20 protein-coding genes and 1 pseudogene are annotated in these 15695 nt (G+C 44.2%); 11 read left to right on the top strand and 10 right to left on the bottom strand.

Annotation, left to right across the window (positions count from 1 at the left end; genetic code table 11):
* Positions 1 to 150 precede the first annotated feature (150 nt).
* The gene (locus CDG77_RS35165; RefSeq protein ID WP_143855454.1) at positions 151 to 411 is read right to left on the bottom strand and encodes a hypothetical protein; all 261 of its coding nucleotides are present in this window, start codon (positions 409 to 411) and stop codon (positions 151 to 153) included.
* Positions 412 to 573: 162 nt separating this feature from the next.
* On the opposite strand from CDG77_RS35165, the gene dnaJ reads away from it, so the two are divergent.
* The 5 genes from dnaJ to CDG77_RS03915 all read left to right on the top strand — a co-directional run bounded on the left by dnaJ (position 574) and on the right by CDG77_RS03915 (position 4488).
* On the top strand, positions 574 to 1704 hold the full coding sequence (dnaJ, locus tag CDG77_RS03935) for a molecular chaperone DnaJ (protein WP_094328114.1): 1131 nt from the start codon (positions 574 to 576) through the stop codon (positions 1702 to 1704).
* Positions 1704 to 1961: a sulfurtransferase TusA family protein gene (locus CDG77_RS03930; RefSeq protein ID WP_094328113.1), complete on the top strand. Its 258-nt coding sequence runs from the start codon at positions 1704 to 1706 to the stop codon at positions 1959 to 1961. Before dnaJ ends, CDG77_RS03930 begins: the two co-directional genes overlap by 1 nt.
* Positions 1958 to 3058, top strand: coding sequence for a small ribosomal subunit biogenesis GTPase RsgA (gene rsgA, locus CDG77_RS03925; protein ID WP_094328112.1), 1101 nt, complete (start codon positions 1958 to 1960; stop codon positions 3056 to 3058). Before CDG77_RS03930 ends, rsgA begins: the two co-directional genes overlap by 4 nt.
* A gap of 62 nt (positions 3059 to 3120) precedes the next feature.
* Positions 3121 to 3882: a Uma2 family endonuclease gene (locus CDG77_RS03920; RefSeq protein WP_094328111.1), complete on the top strand. Its 762-nt coding sequence runs from the start codon at positions 3121 to 3123 to the stop codon at positions 3880 to 3882.
* A 36-nt stretch (positions 3883 to 3918) separates the two neighbouring features.
* Positions 3919 to 4488 carry a Uma2 family endonuclease gene (locus tag CDG77_RS03915; RefSeq protein WP_094328110.1) on the top strand — a complete coding sequence of 190 codons (570 nt, stop codon included), beginning with the start codon at positions 3919 to 3921 and terminating at the stop codon, positions 4486 to 4488.
* Between the two features lie 92 nt (positions 4489 to 4580).
* Here CDG77_RS03915 and CDG77_RS03910 read toward each other — a convergent pair whose 3' ends face one another.
* On the bottom strand, positions 4581 to 5096 hold the full coding sequence (locus tag CDG77_RS03910; protein WP_094328109.1) for a DUF7638 domain-containing protein: 516 nt from the start codon (positions 5094 to 5096) through the stop codon (positions 4581 to 4583).
* Between the two features lie 314 nt (positions 5097 to 5410).
* Between CDG77_RS03910 and CDG77_RS03905 the strand changes: the two genes are divergently transcribed.
* The 3 genes and pseudogenes from CDG77_RS03905 (at position 5411) to CDG77_RS36230 (ending at position 7403) form a co-directional block, all read left to right on the top strand.
* A complete protein-coding gene (locus tag CDG77_RS03905) occupies positions 5411 to 7015 on the top strand; it encodes a glycoside hydrolase family 57 protein (protein WP_094328108.1) in 1605 nt (534 codons plus the stop codon).
* A gap of 54 nt (positions 7016 to 7069) precedes the next feature.
* Positions 7070 to 7261 (top strand): annotated as a pseudogene (locus tag CDG77_RS39035) (DUF6888 family protein).
* The gene (locus CDG77_RS36230) at positions 7245 to 7403 is read left to right on the top strand and encodes a DUF6887 family protein (protein WP_190233901.1); all 159 of its coding nucleotides are present in this window, start codon (positions 7245 to 7247) and stop codon (positions 7401 to 7403) included. The pseudogene CDG77_RS39035 and the gene CDG77_RS36230 overlap by 17 nt, the downstream one beginning before the upstream one ends.
* 92 nt (positions 7404 to 7495) lie before the next feature.
* Here the strand turns inward: CDG77_RS36230 and CDG77_RS03900 are convergent, their stop codons facing one another.
* The 6 genes from CDG77_RS03900 to petC form a co-directional block, all read right to left on the bottom strand.
* Positions 7496 to 8182: a Uma2 family endonuclease gene (locus CDG77_RS03900; protein ID WP_094328107.1), complete on the bottom strand. Its 687-nt coding sequence runs from the start codon at positions 8180 to 8182 to the stop codon at positions 7496 to 7498.
* Between the two features lie 69 nt (positions 8183 to 8251).
* Complete coding sequence (locus CDG77_RS03895; RefSeq protein ID WP_190233900.1) at positions 8252 to 8539, bottom strand: hypothetical protein; 288 nt, start codon at positions 8537 to 8539, stop codon at positions 8252 to 8254.
* Between the two features lie 71 nt (positions 8540 to 8610).
* Positions 8611 to 9678, bottom strand: coding sequence for an SDR family oxidoreductase (locus tag CDG77_RS03890; RefSeq protein WP_094328106.1), 1068 nt, complete (start codon positions 9676 to 9678; stop codon positions 8611 to 8613).
* A gap of 48 nt (positions 9679 to 9726) precedes the next feature.
* Complete coding sequence (locus CDG77_RS03885; RefSeq protein WP_094328105.1) at positions 9727 to 10077, bottom strand: DUF6717 family protein; 351 nt, start codon at positions 10075 to 10077, stop codon at positions 9727 to 9729.
* A gap of 195 nt (positions 10078 to 10272) precedes the next feature.
* Positions 10273 to 11274: a cytochrome f gene (petA, locus tag CDG77_RS03880; RefSeq protein ID WP_094328104.1), complete on the bottom strand. Its 1002-nt coding sequence runs from the start codon at positions 11272 to 11274 to the stop codon at positions 10273 to 10275.
* Between the two features lie 107 nt (positions 11275 to 11381).
* The gene (petC, locus tag CDG77_RS03875) at positions 11382 to 11921 is read right to left on the bottom strand and encodes a cytochrome b6-f complex iron-sulfur subunit (RefSeq protein ID WP_094328103.1); all 540 of its coding nucleotides are present in this window, start codon (positions 11919 to 11921) and stop codon (positions 11382 to 11384) included.
* Between the two features lie 229 nt (positions 11922 to 12150).
* On the opposite strand from petC, the gene CDG77_RS03870 reads away from it, so the two are divergent.
* Entirely contained in the window at positions 12151 to 12459 is a 309-nt protein-coding gene (locus tag CDG77_RS03870; protein ID WP_094328102.1) for a DUF3067 family protein, read from the top strand.
* A 77-nt stretch (positions 12460 to 12536) separates the two neighbouring features.
* Here CDG77_RS03870 and CDG77_RS03865 read toward each other — a convergent pair whose 3' ends face one another.
* Both CDG77_RS03865 and tatC read right to left on the bottom strand, forming a co-directional pair.
* Positions 12537 to 12869: a tRNA-binding protein gene (locus tag CDG77_RS03865; protein ID WP_094328101.1), complete on the bottom strand. Its 333-nt coding sequence runs from the start codon at positions 12867 to 12869 to the stop codon at positions 12537 to 12539.
* Positions 12870 to 12914: 45 nt separating this feature from the next.
* Positions 12915 to 13709: a twin-arginine translocase subunit TatC gene (gene tatC, locus CDG77_RS03860; protein WP_094328100.1), complete on the bottom strand. Its 795-nt coding sequence runs from the start codon at positions 13707 to 13709 to the stop codon at positions 12915 to 12917.
* Between the two features lie 496 nt (positions 13710 to 14205).
* Here tatC and CDG77_RS03855 point away from each other — a divergent pair, with 496 nt between their 5' ends.
* Both CDG77_RS03855 and CDG77_RS03850 read left to right on the top strand, forming a co-directional pair.
* Positions 14206 to 14436 (top strand): hypothetical protein, encoded by a 231-nt coding sequence (locus CDG77_RS03855; protein ID WP_094328099.1) that lies wholly within the window; start codon positions 14206 to 14208, stop codon positions 14434 to 14436.
* 154 nt (positions 14437 to 14590) lie between these two features.
* Positions 14591 to 15448 carry an SDR family NAD(P)-dependent oxidoreductase gene (locus tag CDG77_RS03850; protein WP_094328098.1) on the top strand — a complete coding sequence of 286 codons (858 nt, stop codon included), beginning with the start codon at positions 14591 to 14593 and terminating at the stop codon, positions 15446 to 15448.
* Positions 15449 to 15695: the final 247 nt, after the last annotated feature.

Here is a 15695-nt window from a genome sequence, read left to right as displayed (position 1 = left end):
ACTGTGCCCAGTCCCCAGTCCCCTAAGTTGCAGATTTTTATTAAGGTATTTTAATATATTTAATATTTATTATGGATTTAGCGAAGTTTCACAAGACCCCTGGGGTTTGCTAGATTGTAGAAGCAAATTACTGCTAGGAAGTATGGCGGTTCAGATACGATCCAAAGCATAAGGGTGGTTTTCCACACCTAATGGTGCGGCTAGCCCCTCTGGTTGATGGGCGGGGTTTTCCTCTCCTACGTAGCACAATTGTAAAAGAGACAGCCGACTCGGCAGTGAGAAGTCGGAGCAAAGGCTTCCCCTGCTCATAACTTCTGTGGCTTTTGTCGTCTTCCACGAGGAAAGCACCTGTTGCTCGAAATTTGTCGGTGATTTTTGTAAAAGGTAAAGGGTAAAATCAGTTATTAACAAAAATTAATTTTATCTTCTGCCTCACCTCCGGCAAGCCACCCTCTGAAGGACACTGCGTTGCTCTTCAAGAGTTATAGGCAAAATGCTTTTCTGTAGGGTAGCAAGTGACCGTGACGTTCTGCTGACTTCTGCTTTCTTCCTTCTAACTTTTACCTTTGCTATATGGCCCGCGACTATTATGAAATCCTGGGTGTCTCTCGTGACACCGACAAAGAAGAACTCAAACAAGCCTATCGCCGTTTAGCCCGAAAGTTTCACCCAGATGTGAACAAAGAACCGGGGGCGGAGGATCGCTTTAAAGAGATTAACCGTGCTTATGAGGTACTCTCAGAACCCGAAACCCGCGCTCGTTACGATCGCTTTGGGCCAGAGGGTGTCTCAGGTGCTGCTGGCGGGGGCTTCCAAGATGTCGGTGATATGGGCGGTTTTGCCGATATCTTTGAAAGCATTTTTAGTGGCTTTGGTGGCGGTATGGGTAGTCCCACGCAACAAAGACGGCGCAGTGGGCCTGCAAGAGGCGACGATCTACGGCTAGACCTGAAGTTAGACTTTCGGGAAGCAGTATTTGGCGGCGAAAAAGAAATTCGCATCTCACATTTAGAAAATTGTGAAGTCTGTAGCGGTTCTGGTGCTAAACCTGGAACTCGCCCCCGCACTTGTTCGACTTGTAGCGGATCTGGTCAAGTCCGCCGTGTCACGAGAACCCCTTTTGGCAGTTTCACTCAAGTCTCGACTTGTCCCACCTGCAATGGGACAGGGATGGTAATAGAAGATAAATGTGATGCTTGTGATGGCAAGGGCGCAAATCAAGTCACCAAGAAACTCAAAATTACCATTCCGGCTGGGGTAGATAATGGTACTCGTTTGCGGATTTCTAGTGAAGGAGATGCCGGTCAGCGCAGTGGCCCTCCTGGAGATTTATACGTTTACTTGTTCGTAAATGAGGACGAAGAATTCCAACGGGACGGCATTAATATTCTTTCGGAAATCAAAGTTAGCTACCTGCAAGCGATTTTAGGTTGTCGGTTAGAGGTAGATACGGTAGATGGCCCTGTAGAATTGATTATTCCAGCCGGAACTCAGCCAAATACGGTGATGAAGTTGGAAAATCGCGGCGTACCTCGCTTAGGTAATCCCGTCAGTCGTGGGGATCACATGCTGAACGTATTAATTGATATTCCCAACAAAGTCACCCCAGAGGAGAGGGAACTGTTAGAGAAGCTGGCTAAAATTAAGGGCGATCGCACTGGTAAAGGCGGTCTAGAAGGATTCTTGGGAAATTTATTTAAGTAATGATGCCCTCTTCTCTTTTAACTCCCGATGCTCAACTTGATTTACGCGGCACCCCTTGCCCGATTAATTTTGTGCGGACAAAATTACATTTGGAGAAAATGCCATTGGGAGGTTTGCTAGAAGTCTGGCTAGACCCTGGTGAACCGATTGAGCAGGTTCCTGATAGTCTGACAATGGCAGGTTATCAGGTTGAAGAAATTACAGACTGCACTAGTTATTTTTCTCTGTTAGTGCGCCGTCCAGTTGCTAGCCAATGACAGATTTTGCCGCAACTGGACAGTTATTGGGTACAGTCGTCGCTGTACAGGCTAATTTTTACCGAGTACAACTGGATCAAAAACAGGGGGAGATCGGGGAGATGGGGGATCGAGATTCTCATCTTCCTTATCCCCCTCTCCTCCTCTGTACTCGCCGAACCAGGCTGAAAAAAATCGGTCAACAGGTGATGGTAGGCGATCGCGTTGTGGTTGAAGAACCAGATTGGGCTGGGGGACGGGGAGCGATCGCTGATGTCTTACCCCGTCACAGCGAATTAGATCGTCCCGCGATCGCTAATGTCAACCAAATCCTCTTGGTATTTGCCGTAGCCGATCCACCTTTGGAACCTTATCAACTGAGTCGATTTTTAATTAAAGCTGAGTCTACTAGCTTGGATGTGCTTTTATGCTTGAATAAAAGTGATTTAATTTCAGAGCTAGAACAGCAAAAAGTTAGCGATCGCTTACTTGCTTGGGGCTATCAACCAATATTTATTAGCGTCAAAGATGGCATAAATACCGACCAAGCAGGCAAATATTTGAGCAATAAAATTACTGTAATTGCTGGGCCTTCCGGGGTTGGCAAATCCAGCCTGATTAATACGCTGATTGATTCGGCCAAGCTGCGAGTCGGAGAAGTTTCTGGCAAACTAGCTCGCGGTCGTCATACCACTCGCCATATAGAATTATTTGAGTTACCTAACGGTGGTTTACTGGCAGACACTCCCGGCTTTAATCAGCCAGACATGGATTGTGTCCCAGAAGAATTAATCCATTATTTCCCAGAAGCCAGAAAGCGGTTAGCAGTTGCTAGCTGTCGGTTTAGTGATTGTCTGCATCGAGACGAGCCGGAATGCGCGGTGCGGGGAGATTGGGAACGATACGAACATTATTTAGAATTTTTGGATGCTGCGATCGCTCATCAAACACAGCTACACCAACAAGCCGATCCTGAATCTAGCATGAAGTTAAAAAGCAAAAGTAAAGGCAAAGGTCAAAGTCAATACGAACCCAAGTTAGAAAGTAAAAAATATCGCCGAATTTCCCGCAAGACTCAGTTACAAGACTTGCAAGAATTATATCGGGATGAGGAATAAGGAGTGCGATTATATAAAGGTTTGTCACGATAGCATGGATACAAATAGAAAAACTATCTTGTATGTCTCAGTCCCTTGCTGCCACACCTAGTTTACAAGATGTCACTAATAGTATAATTTTCCCACCAGGCGATATCTATAGTGACGAACCCCCCTTGGAATCTGATTTACACCGCGAACAAATCGATTTACTTATCCGCCTGATTAAATGGTGGTGGCGCGATCGCCAGGATTTTTATGCTACCGGCAACCTGACTATCTATTTCAGTCCCAACCAAAAAAAATCAGAAGAATTTCGAGGCCCTGATTTTTTTGTAGTTTTAGATACAGAAAAAAAAGACCGTAAAAGCTGGGTTGTGTGGCAAGAAGACGGCAAATATCCCAATGTGATTATTGAGATGTTATCTGATTCCACTGCCTCGGTTGATAAAGGGTTGAAAAAACAAATATATCAGAATACATTTCGCACTCCAGATTACTTTTTGTTTGATCCAAATAACTTAGAGTTACAGGGATTTCACATAGTTGATGGGCAATATCAAGAACTTGCTCCCACTGAGTCGGGTTGCTTGTGGAGTCAGCAATTAGGGCTGTATTTGGGAGTTGAGGACGGTAAATTACGCTTTTTTACACCAGATAGACAGCTGGTGATGTTGCCAGAGGAAGAATCAAATCAACAGTTAGAGCAAGTTAATCAAGAGTTACAGCAAGCAAATCAAGAGTTACAGCAAGCAAACCAACAACTAGAACAAGAACGTCAACGGGCTGCAATATTGGCAGAACGCTTGCGAGCCGCAGGTATTAACCCTGAGCAAATATTCTGAAAAGAGAATTTTATTTAGGCATGGAAAAATATTGCTATGAACCAAACAATATCCGATCGGGTTCGTTGGACAACCTCAGACTTAGAATTACTCCAAACTGACGAATGGAAGCGCTATGAAATTATTGACGGAGAACTATTTGTGACTAGAGCGCCTCACTGGAGACATCAAGGGACTGCGGGTAATATATGCTTAGAATTACAAATTTGGTCTCGCTCTAGCGATCTGGGGGAAACCCGTCAAGCTCCCGGTATAATTTTTACAGATGCTGATAATGTCATACCCGATGTAGTTTGGATTAGTCATAAGCGTTTAGCACTATTGCTCGATGAGGAAGGGCATTTGAGAGGAGCGCCAGAACTCATAGCGGAAGTGCTTTCTGCTGGGACAACCAACGAACGTCGAGACAGAGAAGCCAAGCTGAAACTATACTCATCCACAGGAGTCCAAGAGTATTGGATTGCAAATTGGCAATTACAGCAGCTAGAAGTTTATCGCAGAGAAAATGCCCAATTAAAACTGATCGCAACGTTGCTGGCTGATGACGAAATCACATCACCACTGTTACCAGGTTTTGGCGTTCGAGTTAAGCATTTTTTTGTATAGAAACAGTTGAAGAGTGGAGATAACCTCTGCCTCGTATCCGATTACCCCTGTCCCGCCGTTCCAACGAAATGTTGTACCGATGTTGGTTCCTTCTAGTCGCTCCATCTGTTTAGAATTGAGCGATATTCCGAATCTTTGTCGTCCATATCACCTAAATATATGCGACAGTGTTTAGGAACAGCATCATAGGCTTGGCGCAAATACTCCTTATTTGCCTCGTTTGGCTCATGCTTATATTGTGTTAATGCCTGTCGGCAAATCTCTCCTGTTGTTAGCTGGCCATTGAGTCGTCGGATCTCGTCTTCAACTTCTTTAACAAACTCCTGCTCCTCAACTCTTGACTTCACTTGATGGGCGGTGAAATAAAGACCAGACACCATCATTGAGACTCTTGCTCCTTCAGGCAGATGAGTTCTAACCCAACCTTTGCTTACCTTTTCTTTGAAACCATTAAAGTCAACCATGCCCCAGCAATCAATTCTGCCGTCTTTGTAGACCTTAATTTCAGTAACAAAATAGTGGTCTCCATTCTTGATAAAGGCTTGCAGAAGTACGCCAGGAATGGTTACGCCATCAACTATGCGATAGATCGTGTTAGAGAAGGACATAATAAAAACTCATTATTATACAGTCTTAGCAAACAGTATGTACTGTACTCTTCGGTTGATCTCGGTAGGCCCCCTGAACGCTTACCATCTGTGTAATGTTCAAATCACAAAATTTTGGGGAATACTGAGTTTACGTTTTTACGTGACAGTAAAAACACACAGTGGAGGCACAACAATGTTGGCTGTACCCCTACAAACACTGTATTTAACTCATATTGAAAACTATTCTTACGATCCCCATAAAGTCTTAAAATATTGTTAATTTCAGCCAAACCTCTCAACCTTCAACTTACAAGTATCACCCCAAAATCACTATGTCTATCGGCTACGTCGCGCTTGTACTCCACGCACATCTGCCCTTCGTTCGTCACCCTGAAAGTGACTACGTGCTGGAGGAAGAATGGCTCTATGAAGCCATTACAGAAACTTATATTCCATTATTGAAAGTATTTGAAGGCTTAAAGCGAGACGGTATCGACTTTAAAATCACGATGAGTATGACACCTCCTCTCGTGTCGATGCTCCGCGATCCTCTGCTTCAAGAACGTTATGAAGCACACTTAGCCCAACTAGAAGAACTTATACAACTAGAAGCTGAACACAATGTCAATAACGGACATCTTCGTTATTTAGCAGAACATTACGCTACTGAGTTTAAGGAAGCCCGTCAGCTATGGGAAAGCTATAACGGTGACTTGGTGACAGCTTTTAAGAAGTTCCAAGACAGTAACAATCTGGAAATCATCACTTGCGGCGCTACTCACGGCTATTTGCCGTTGATGAAGATGTATCCAGAGGCGGTGTGGGCGCAAATTCAGGTAGCCTGCGAACATTACGAGCAAACTTTTGGAAAAGCACCCAGAGGCATTTGGTTGCCAGAATGCGCCTACTATGAAGGATTAGATCGGATGCTAGCCGATGCTGGGTTACGCTACTTCCTCACCGATGGGCATGGCATCCTTTACGCCCGTCCCCGTCCGCGCTTTGGCACTTATGCGCCAATTTATACAGAAACAGGTGTTGCTGTCTTTGGTCGAGATCATGAATCGTCCCAACAAGTATGGTCTTCTGAGGTAGGCTATCCTGGGGCGGCAGAATATCGAGAATTTTACAAAGATTTGGGCTGGGAAGCAGAATATGAGTACATCAAGCCCTACATCATGCCCAATGGTCAACGGAAAAATACGGGCATTAAGTATCATAAAATTACGGGGCGTGGCTTAGGTCTATCAGATAAAGCACTCTACGATCCTTATTGGGCTAGAGAAAAGGCAGCAGAACACGCTGATAACTTTATGTATAATCGAGAGCGGCAATCTGAGCATCTCTATGGTATGATGCAGCGCCCGCCAATTATCGTTTCGCCTTATGACGCAGAATTATTTGGACATTGGTGGTATGAAGGCCCCTGGTTCATCGATTACTTATTCCGTAAGTCGTGGTATGACCAAAAAACATATCAAATGACTCATTTAGCAGACTATTTGCGAGATCAGCCAACGCAGCAAGTCTGTCGTCCTTCGCAGTCGAGTTGGGGTTTTAAGGGTTTCCATGAATATTGGTTGAACGAAACAAATGCTTGGATTTATCCGCATTTGCACAAAGCTGCGGAACGGATGATTGAAATCTCGCATTTGGAACCAGAGGATGAATTGCAGTGGAAAGCGCTCAACCAAGCGGCGCGGGAACTGCTATTAGCACAATCTTCTGACTGGGCATTTATTATGCGGACAGGAACAATGGTACCTTATGCAATTAGACGGACGCGATCGCACCTGATGCGGTTCAATAAGCTCTACGAAGATGTGAAAGTCGGCAAAGTTGACAGTGGTTGGTTGGAAAAAGTCGAGTTAATGGATAATATCTTCCCCGAAATCAACTATCGCGTCTACCGTCCGCTATCGTCTCACACAAAGTAATCAACAGTATTAGGGTGGGCATTGCCTACCCTATATTAGTAGTAAGGAGCGTTTATTTTACCAACAACAGATCAAGCCTTAGCCTGTGTAAGGGTTTGTCAAATGCTGTCAAATCTTTATAAAGACATCCGGTTATTTCGATTTGACCACATAACCGGGTAGGTTTATGTCCTGGCTGGAGATGAAGTTCAAATTATTGTTTATCCCAATGGCGAATGGGAGTTTGTCAATGAACCCGAATTATGAGCAAATGAGTTTTACAGAATTGAGAGCTTATGTCGTGGAAAACCGCGAAGATATTGAAGCTCTACGTTTTCTGATGAGCAAACGCGATCCTAATTCTCCAAAGTATCCTATGCCTGTTACCGAAGCTGATATGCAAGCCTAGATGGAAATCATCAGGCGTAAGATTAACGGAGAGCTTTAAGATTATTGTCCAACTTTAGTAAGCAAGAGTAAAGTGGGTGTTATTTATCCACCTTAAAGGCTATCTGGATCAATATTTAATTCTCGAAGTTTAGCAGCTAATCTTTGCGCTTTTTCTTCTGCGGCTTGTCGTGCGGCTGTTTCCTCTTCATGAGTTAAGAGTGTTTGACTCGTAACTGGATTGTAAAAACGCAGTTTTCCTGCTTCTAGGCGCAACTCTAGCCCCAAAACTTGACTAGCTAAGGATACTGTACCATCTGGCAGGGTATTGGCTGCCACGGGGAAATAATTCCCATCGACCAAGTGTAAACCCTGGAGTTGGGGATTAAGATAATCACCTGTGGGGTCATATTGGAAATATTCACGCACTCCCAAAAAGGCGTAAATTCCTTTTTTTGCACCTTGGTCTTTACTGCGGGTACTTTTTGAAGTAATCTCTAGAACAAAATCTGGGGTTTGATTATTTTCTTCCCAGGTTTTGTAAGAGCGTCTGTCACGGTTTTTTACTCCAAACACCACAAATACATCTGGTGCGACAACCGATTCTGGATAACCTTTTTCGTAGTAAATAAATAGATTACCAGCGACGTATACATCTGGATGATTTTGAAAATAAATTTCCAGCACAGTGGTAGCGTATACAAGACACTTGCGCTGTAAATCACCTTCAGCCATCGGCTTACCGTCCTCATCTGGGTACTCAATCGGGGTAACAGGGATATACTCTACTGAGGCTGTCATGGGTAGTACCTCAACTCAATTACGGCTAGATTAAATTTAGCATCTGAATTCTTTAGCCAAACTGACATTTCAGTAACTTCGATATTTGGCAACATGGCGTTCATAATCTTCAAATCTTAGCTTTGCGATCGCACTTCTAGAAATTGTTCTAGCAACAATTCCCTCTGCTCGACCCTTTGCGCCTTTATCAAGAGCAACATTAGTTTTAGGAATTATCTTTTTGAGAAATTCGTGTGTTTCCTGGATACTGACTGGCATTACAGAAATTGTTGTAATTCGTGGTGTTAGTTCAAATCCATAATTAATTGCTGCTTTACTCAGTTCCTCTTCGTTGAGAAAGCACTTAGCAGGAACCATCAATTTCTAAAGTTGCCTTTCCAGATCAGATGAAGACCCATAAAACGCTACCAGTGCCACCTACGGAGGTTCTACGGGATCAACCGATCTGCACGTAGTTGCTCGAACAGGTCGAAAAACGACTCGTCTGTTTTCTGGTATATGGAGAAGCCGAGTTTGCGGCTCTTCGACATGTCGGTCATGACCTCAATCGGACGCCCAAGATCGAGATCGGTGTGCCACGCAGACGACAGACGGCTCATATCCGGCTCGGCGAGGCTATGCTGCTTTGCGATCTCGCGCCAGAGAGCATCTTTATTCGCCATTTCAGCTTCGAGCGGGTGGGTTGTACCGTCAAACCCGATAGGCTCGATGCCGAACCAGTCAGCCAGCCGCCCCCACAACCATATCCAGCGAAAGATGTCGCCATTGACGACGTTAAACGCTTCGTTGTGGGCTGCTTCGGTCATCGCCGCCCAGACTAGGTGCTTCGCTAGCACCCGTGCGTCAGTCATGTCGGAGATGCCCTTCCACTGCGCTTCAGAACCTGGCCAGCGAAACGGGTGTCCGGTCTCCTTGCAAATCGCGGCATACACGGCCAGCGTCGTGCCGAGGTTCATTGCATTGCCGACCGCCTTTCCAATGACAGTGTGAGGGCGATGAATGCTCCAGGTGAAACCGTCACGGGCGGCTGCTGCATAGACCTCATCTTCCTGAGCATAATAGAAATTTTCGACATTGAGCCGCGGATGCTCCTCACGCAATGGAGTTTCTGGCAGCGCTCCGCCCCTGGCGTATGCATCGAATGGCCCGAGATAGTGCTTGAGTCCTGTGACGAGGGCGACGTGCTGCACTGAGTCTTTCGGTGACAGAACATCTAGCAGATTGCGAACCATCGTGCCGTTGACCTTGACATTCTCGGCCTCGGTCGCATTACGCATCCACGTTGTGATGAAGATGTGCGTCGGGGCGATCGCTGACAGTGCAGTTTTCAGGCTAGCTAGATCGAGCAGATCGGCAGCAACAGGGCGTAACCCTTGCACCTCGTTTCTAATATTTCGGGCTAACCCGTAGGTCGTCCATCCATTACCGATCAGTTCCCGCGCAAGATAGCTGCCTATGATGCCACTTGCGCCCACAACTAAGGCTGTTCCATGCATGTCGTGTCTCCAGATTCTAGTACGGAAATTTTTTAAACACTTAATTCTTCAATAAATTATTTTCGCTTTGAACTGAGCGTAAAAATTTTTGGGAGCTTCATCGAAATACTTAAATAGAGCAGGGCAGAGCCATCCTTCCCGATCTAAATCTGCACTGTAATACCAGTTACCTCCGTATTCTTCACGCCGCCAGTCAAACTCGATCTGATAGCCAGGAAATGGAGATGCTGCAAATACCAAACTGAACCCTGACTCTGCATCTGGAATCTGTGCCACCATTCTTTCGATAATTTCGTCTGCCCCTGCCACGAAAGGCTCTCGAACTAGACCTACCTTGTCATCGTCAAACACCCACATCTCGCCAAACTTATAGGGATGAATAACCATGATTGAGTTCATAAAGTTTACCAAAAAATTAGGTATAGGGTTCTTCGGGTTTAATAAGCAATCAAGCGGACATGATATTAAACCTTGAGCTTCGCCTACGATCGCGGCAGTTCAATAGAGAGCGGTATTCCTCTGTATTAAACTGCCTCTCTTGTTAAAAAAGACAGGCAAGATGCCTGTCCTACAAGTAATGATTTAGCAAAGAATTTAGAAATTCATCTCGGCAGCTTGAACTTTCTCAACCTGCTTCTTCTTCAGCACAAGCATAACTTGAGCCAACATTACAAGAGCGGTGAATGCAATCATCCATTTGACTCTAGAGGAATCTTGCAGTACGATTTCTGCATCTATTTGACCGAATCCACCAACGTTCGGGTTGCTAGTCAAAGCATCACCAGTCTTAACTGCTTGCCCTTCAGAAACAAGCAAGTCTGGCCCTAAAGGAACTGTATCAACGACAACATCACCAGATTCAGGTTGGATGTTAACTAGATATTTGACGTTACCATCTCCATCTTCCTCTTTGGCAATCTTGGTAATTGTGCCAGTAGCGGAAGCGTTGTAAACACCATTGTTACTTTTTTCGCCAGTCGGATAAACTTGTCCGCGTCCCCGATTACCACCTACGTGAACTGAATATTTACCGAAGTGGATGTTTTTGTCGGTTGCGGGGTTGGGAGAAAGAACTGGGAAGATGATTTCCTGATACTGTTCACCAGGTAAAGGACCGACGATGACGATATTTTCTTTGTCTTCGCTGTAGGGTTGGAAGGCAGTGTCGCCAATTTCTTCTTTAAGTTCCTCGGAAAGACGGTCTTCGGGGGCAATCTTAAAGCCTTCAGGTAGCATCAGTACAGCACCGACGTTCAAGCCAACCTTAGAACCATCGGCACCAACTTGCTGGGCGCTAAGATCGTAAGGGATTTTCACCACGGCTTTGAATACAGTGTCAGGTAGCACCGATTGCGGAACTTCCACTTCTGTTGGCTTGGCTGCTAAGTGACAGTTGGCACAAACAATCCGCCCGGTTGGTTCGCGGGGGGTTTCGGGATAGGTTTGCTGTGCCCAAAAAGGATAAGCAGCAGCTGATTGGGGAAGGGCTAGATCGCTGGTCAAGTAAAATGTTACGGTAGCGATCGCAATGAGCAATGTTTTGACGATCGCTCTAGCACTGCGAGTTAACCTCGCTCTTAAGAAAACATTTCTCATCTCTAGTAAGGGCAACGATTGAATTTAGTCATTAGTCATTGGTCATTAGTCATTAGTCATTAAGCCCTGAACAAAGGACGAGTGACTAAGGACTAAGGACAAAATTATTAACCCCACCAAGGTGCATCACCGGTGCGGAAGTCGGTTTCAGTCCAAGGGGTCAAAACGATTTTGTCGTCGCTTACATTGGCATGGGCCAAAGGCAGAGACAGAGGCGCAGGACCCCGAACAACCTTACCAGTTTCGTCATACTGGGAACCATGACAAGGACATTTAAATTTGTTCTCGGCAACGTTCCAGGGGACAACACAACCTAAGTGGGTGCAGATGGCGTTAATGCCGTAATCTTTGATCGCCTCTTTGCTGTCTACCACAATATAGGTAGGATCTCCCTTAAGTCCTTGGACTAGGTTGCGATCGCCTGCATTCCGGTTTTCTAGAAATTTTGCGACGCTAACATTGTTACCTAGCTCATCTTTTGCTGTTACACCGCCACCTGCACCACCCGCAGCCGGTGGAATAAAGTAGTTGACAACGGGATACAATGCACCCAGAGCTACTCCAGTGACAGTCCCAAAAGTGAGCAGATTCATGAACTGACGACGACCCATATCGGGCACGTCTGCTGATTCAGAAAATTGAGCCATAATCTACGCGCTCTTTGTGTATTTTGTTAAGCATTTTGACAAAAGTACTTGTACTTGAGGAACTCTTGTCTAAGTCGAAATGCTAGCGCTCGCAAGGATGCCATACTTCTTTGTTCCAAGATATATCAAGCATCTTTTCTGTTAGCATTACATTTCTTTATATCCTTATCATACTGGAGTCACGGAACTTAACATCATAACTAAATGTAAAATCTGATTGAGAAAAGCTATGACAGGACAGGAATTACGTCAGATGTTGCTTGATAAGTGGGGATATTCTTATGATGTCCAGTTCCGGCGGGCACAGGGAAAGATATTTTTGCAAGTCATGTGGAAATACGTGGAGCAAGCTTCTTTTCCCTTGACTGAGGCGGAGTACCAAGAGCATCTTGACAGCATTGCTAATTATCTTCATGCCTTGGGTGGGTCAATACAGGTACAAACATTCATTACTCAAACACGCGATCGCCCCCGGCTCGGTAAAGCTGTTAGCATTCCTCTCGATTTGGGCGAACGCTCTTCGGAATGGATATTATGACCTACTCTTGCATTAATGTTAATAAATTAAATTTCTGAAGTATTTACAGTACTTTTATCCAAAAATACCATAATGTGCTACATAACTCTTTTCCCCACCGCTACATCTCTATCTGGCTGAATTAATACAACTTCTCCATCGTCTAAAACGACTCCCAGGACTAAAACTTCCGAGATAAAATTGGCTATTTGACGAGGTGGAAAGTTAGTAACAGCTAATATTAATCTGTTGATTAATTTCTCTTGGTCATAAAGTTTAGTTATTTGGGCACTAGATTTTTTAATGCCCAAATCGCCAAAATCTATCCACAATTTATAAGCTGGTTTTTTTGCATTAGGAAACTCTTCAACTTTGATGACTTTGCCAACATGTATTTCGATTTTTTCAAAATCACTATAGCTAATAAACATTTGGTCAAAAACTCAGCGTGAAAATCTTTTTCCCTATTCCCTATGTTATTTACCTGTGAGCTTCACCAGTCCAACACCACCGAAATAAAGCCCTAAAACTGCTCCTGCTAAAAGACTTTGAGTTAGGGGGTCAGTAGAAGGTGTAAGCACGGCTCCTAAAACCACTGCTCCCATAATCACGTAACGCCAACCAGAAACCATCTGTTCAGATGAGACAATATTCAAATTACCGAGCAACAATTGGATGATGGGAATTTGAAATGCTAAACCAGTGCTGAATAGCAGTAACAGCACAAATTCAAAATATTTATCAATTGACCATAGTTGTTCGACTACATCTGCTCCGTAGCTGATGAAAAACTTCAAAGCTGCGGGGATAAGCAGTAAATAGGCGAATACTAACCCAGCGCCAAACAGCACACTCGAACCCAAAACCACAGGCCCCAGTAAACGGCGTTCGCGGCGAGTCAATCCTGGAAGCACAAATTGGATAATCTGGTAAAGAATGAAAGGACTAGTAAGTACAAAGCCAGTGTAAGCTGCAACCTTGATGGAGACAAAGAAATATTCTCCGGGTGCAAGTTGGAGAAATTTTACTCCTTGGGCTGGAACCTCAAGTAGCTGGACAATTGGCTTAACGGCAAAGAAACAGGCACTAATACCTACCGCTACGGCAATCAGTGAATAGAAAATGCGCTGTCGCAACTCTTCTAGGTGGTCGAAAAGGGACATTTCGATTTCACCTGGCAACTCATCAAGAGGATCTGTGTCTGAGTTGCCATATCCTTCTGGGTCGATGTTGGGAACGTTTATAGTATCTACGTCTTGTGAAGGCGGCATGAGTCAGCTAGTAGGCAACATTTGTAACTGAGTGCTGAATAATGAGCAAAATTTTTTACTCAGAATTTTAAACTCGGCACTCTTCATTATTTTATCCGGGGAATGCAGCTACCAAGATATGTTTTTGGGTGCTGTGGGTTTTTTGTCCTGTTTTTTGGGGTTGCATCTGCATAAGTTAGTAGGAAGCCATCTTGTAGGCAATGCCTAACCTAAAAAAGGGTGGAACCGATAATTTATAAATCACGTCTCTGCGGCTAGTAGTCTGTCTAACTAGTTTTGATGGTTTGTAGTAAGCACTTTGGTGTTTAAAAAACAAGGGCTAAAATCCTTACTACGAGATTGTCTAACTATCAATTTGAAATTGATACACTACTAGTAACGCTGAGTAAATTCACACAACATCAACATAAATAATACTCAGCTTTAAAAATCCGGTTCATCAAGGTGGCATCTATACATACATAGCGCAATCGGAAATTTTTAGCTGAGGTTGGGTATGAACCGGAGAATTTGCATTGCCTTAATGGCATTGCCTGTTTATTTATACAATGTTGAGCTAGGCAATACTTATAGTAGTGACGTGACAATTGTCAAAGACCAGTTTCCCGTAATAGCTGCTCTAATTGCTTACAGGACAAATGCCGACTCACGCATATTGCCGTGGCAAATATCGGCTAGAGATGACCAAACTGAAGATTGTCTTCGGTTTGGTACTTGCAAAGATTGATCGCAAGGAGGCAGGAGATAAAGATACGTCCTTGTTTAATCAAACCTGTTGACTTCACGGGAGAGACTTCCCTCATGCTTTGCTGCCAAAGGCGGCTTTGATACTAATTGGTAATTTGTAATTACGGCAGTCCCATCATAAAAAAAGAAAATTAATGGTTGTAGCAAATCAAGGTACAGTCGTGGTTACGGGAGCATCAACAGGAATTGGTCAAGCGTGTGCTTTGCTTTTAGACCAGTTGGGCTTCTCTGTTTTTGCTGGGGTGCGTCAAGAGATTGATGCTCAAACACTAAAACAGAAAGGATCGCCAAGACTCATTCCGATTTTTTTAGATGTTACTGACGCTGAATCGATCGCAGCTGCTGTCGATCGGGTAACAAATGCAGTCGGTGGTACTGGAATTTTAGGTTTGGTGAATAATGCGGGAATTGCTGTGCCTGGGCCTTTAGAATTATTAGCGATCGCAGAATTTCAATACCAGATGCAGGTTAATGTCACCGGACAATTAGCCGTAACACAAGCATTTCTTGGTCTTTTACGCCAAAGTCGGGGTCGAATTATCAATATGGGTTCCATTGCAGGTAGGAGTCCTACACCGTTTCTAGGAGCTTACAATGCTTCCAAATTTGCCTTAGAAGCACTCTCTGATGTGATGCGGATGGAGTTACGACCTTGGGGAATCTCGGTTTCAATTATTGAACCTGGTTCTATTGCTACTCCAATCTGGGAAAAGTCTTTAAGTCAATCTGAAGTAGCACAATACGACCTACCACAATCGGCACAGAATCTCTACGGTCAAGCGATGAATATTGTCCGCAAAAAAATGCAGGTTCTCGCATCTAAGGGAATTTCTGCGGATATTGTCGCTCAGACTGTTGTTCATGCGCTGACTGCAAAGCAACCCAAGACGCGCTATCTTGTTGGACAAGATGCCAAACTCGGAGCGGTGCTAAAGCATATTTTGCCCGATCGGTTACATGACAAGATAATTTTATACTCAATGGGGTTGTAGATTCCCGATTGTCAATACTTCAGGGGTCGTTACTCTGAATACAAAGGCTGTTGCGAACAAAATCATGATTTTTATCAACAAAATCATGATTTTTGTCAAGAAAAGCAGAATCTAGTCAAAAATTAACTCCGAAGGGAAGTTGACTTAAGCAACATTTTTGTTAAAAGTCTGATTATGTAAGGATTGGAGATTATTCGATCGCAAAATTAACAGAAGCTCGTTAATAACTCAAGCTGATGATAGGTTC

It is taken from the genome of Nostoc sp. 'Peltigera membranacea cyanobiont' 213 (assembly GCF_002245975.1).
Lineage (GTDB): Bacteria > Cyanobacteriota > Cyanobacteriia > Cyanobacteriales > Nostocaceae > Nostoc.
The sequence above is the reverse complement of the archived record's forward strand: the minus strand, read 5'-3'. Positions and strand labels throughout refer to the sequence as shown.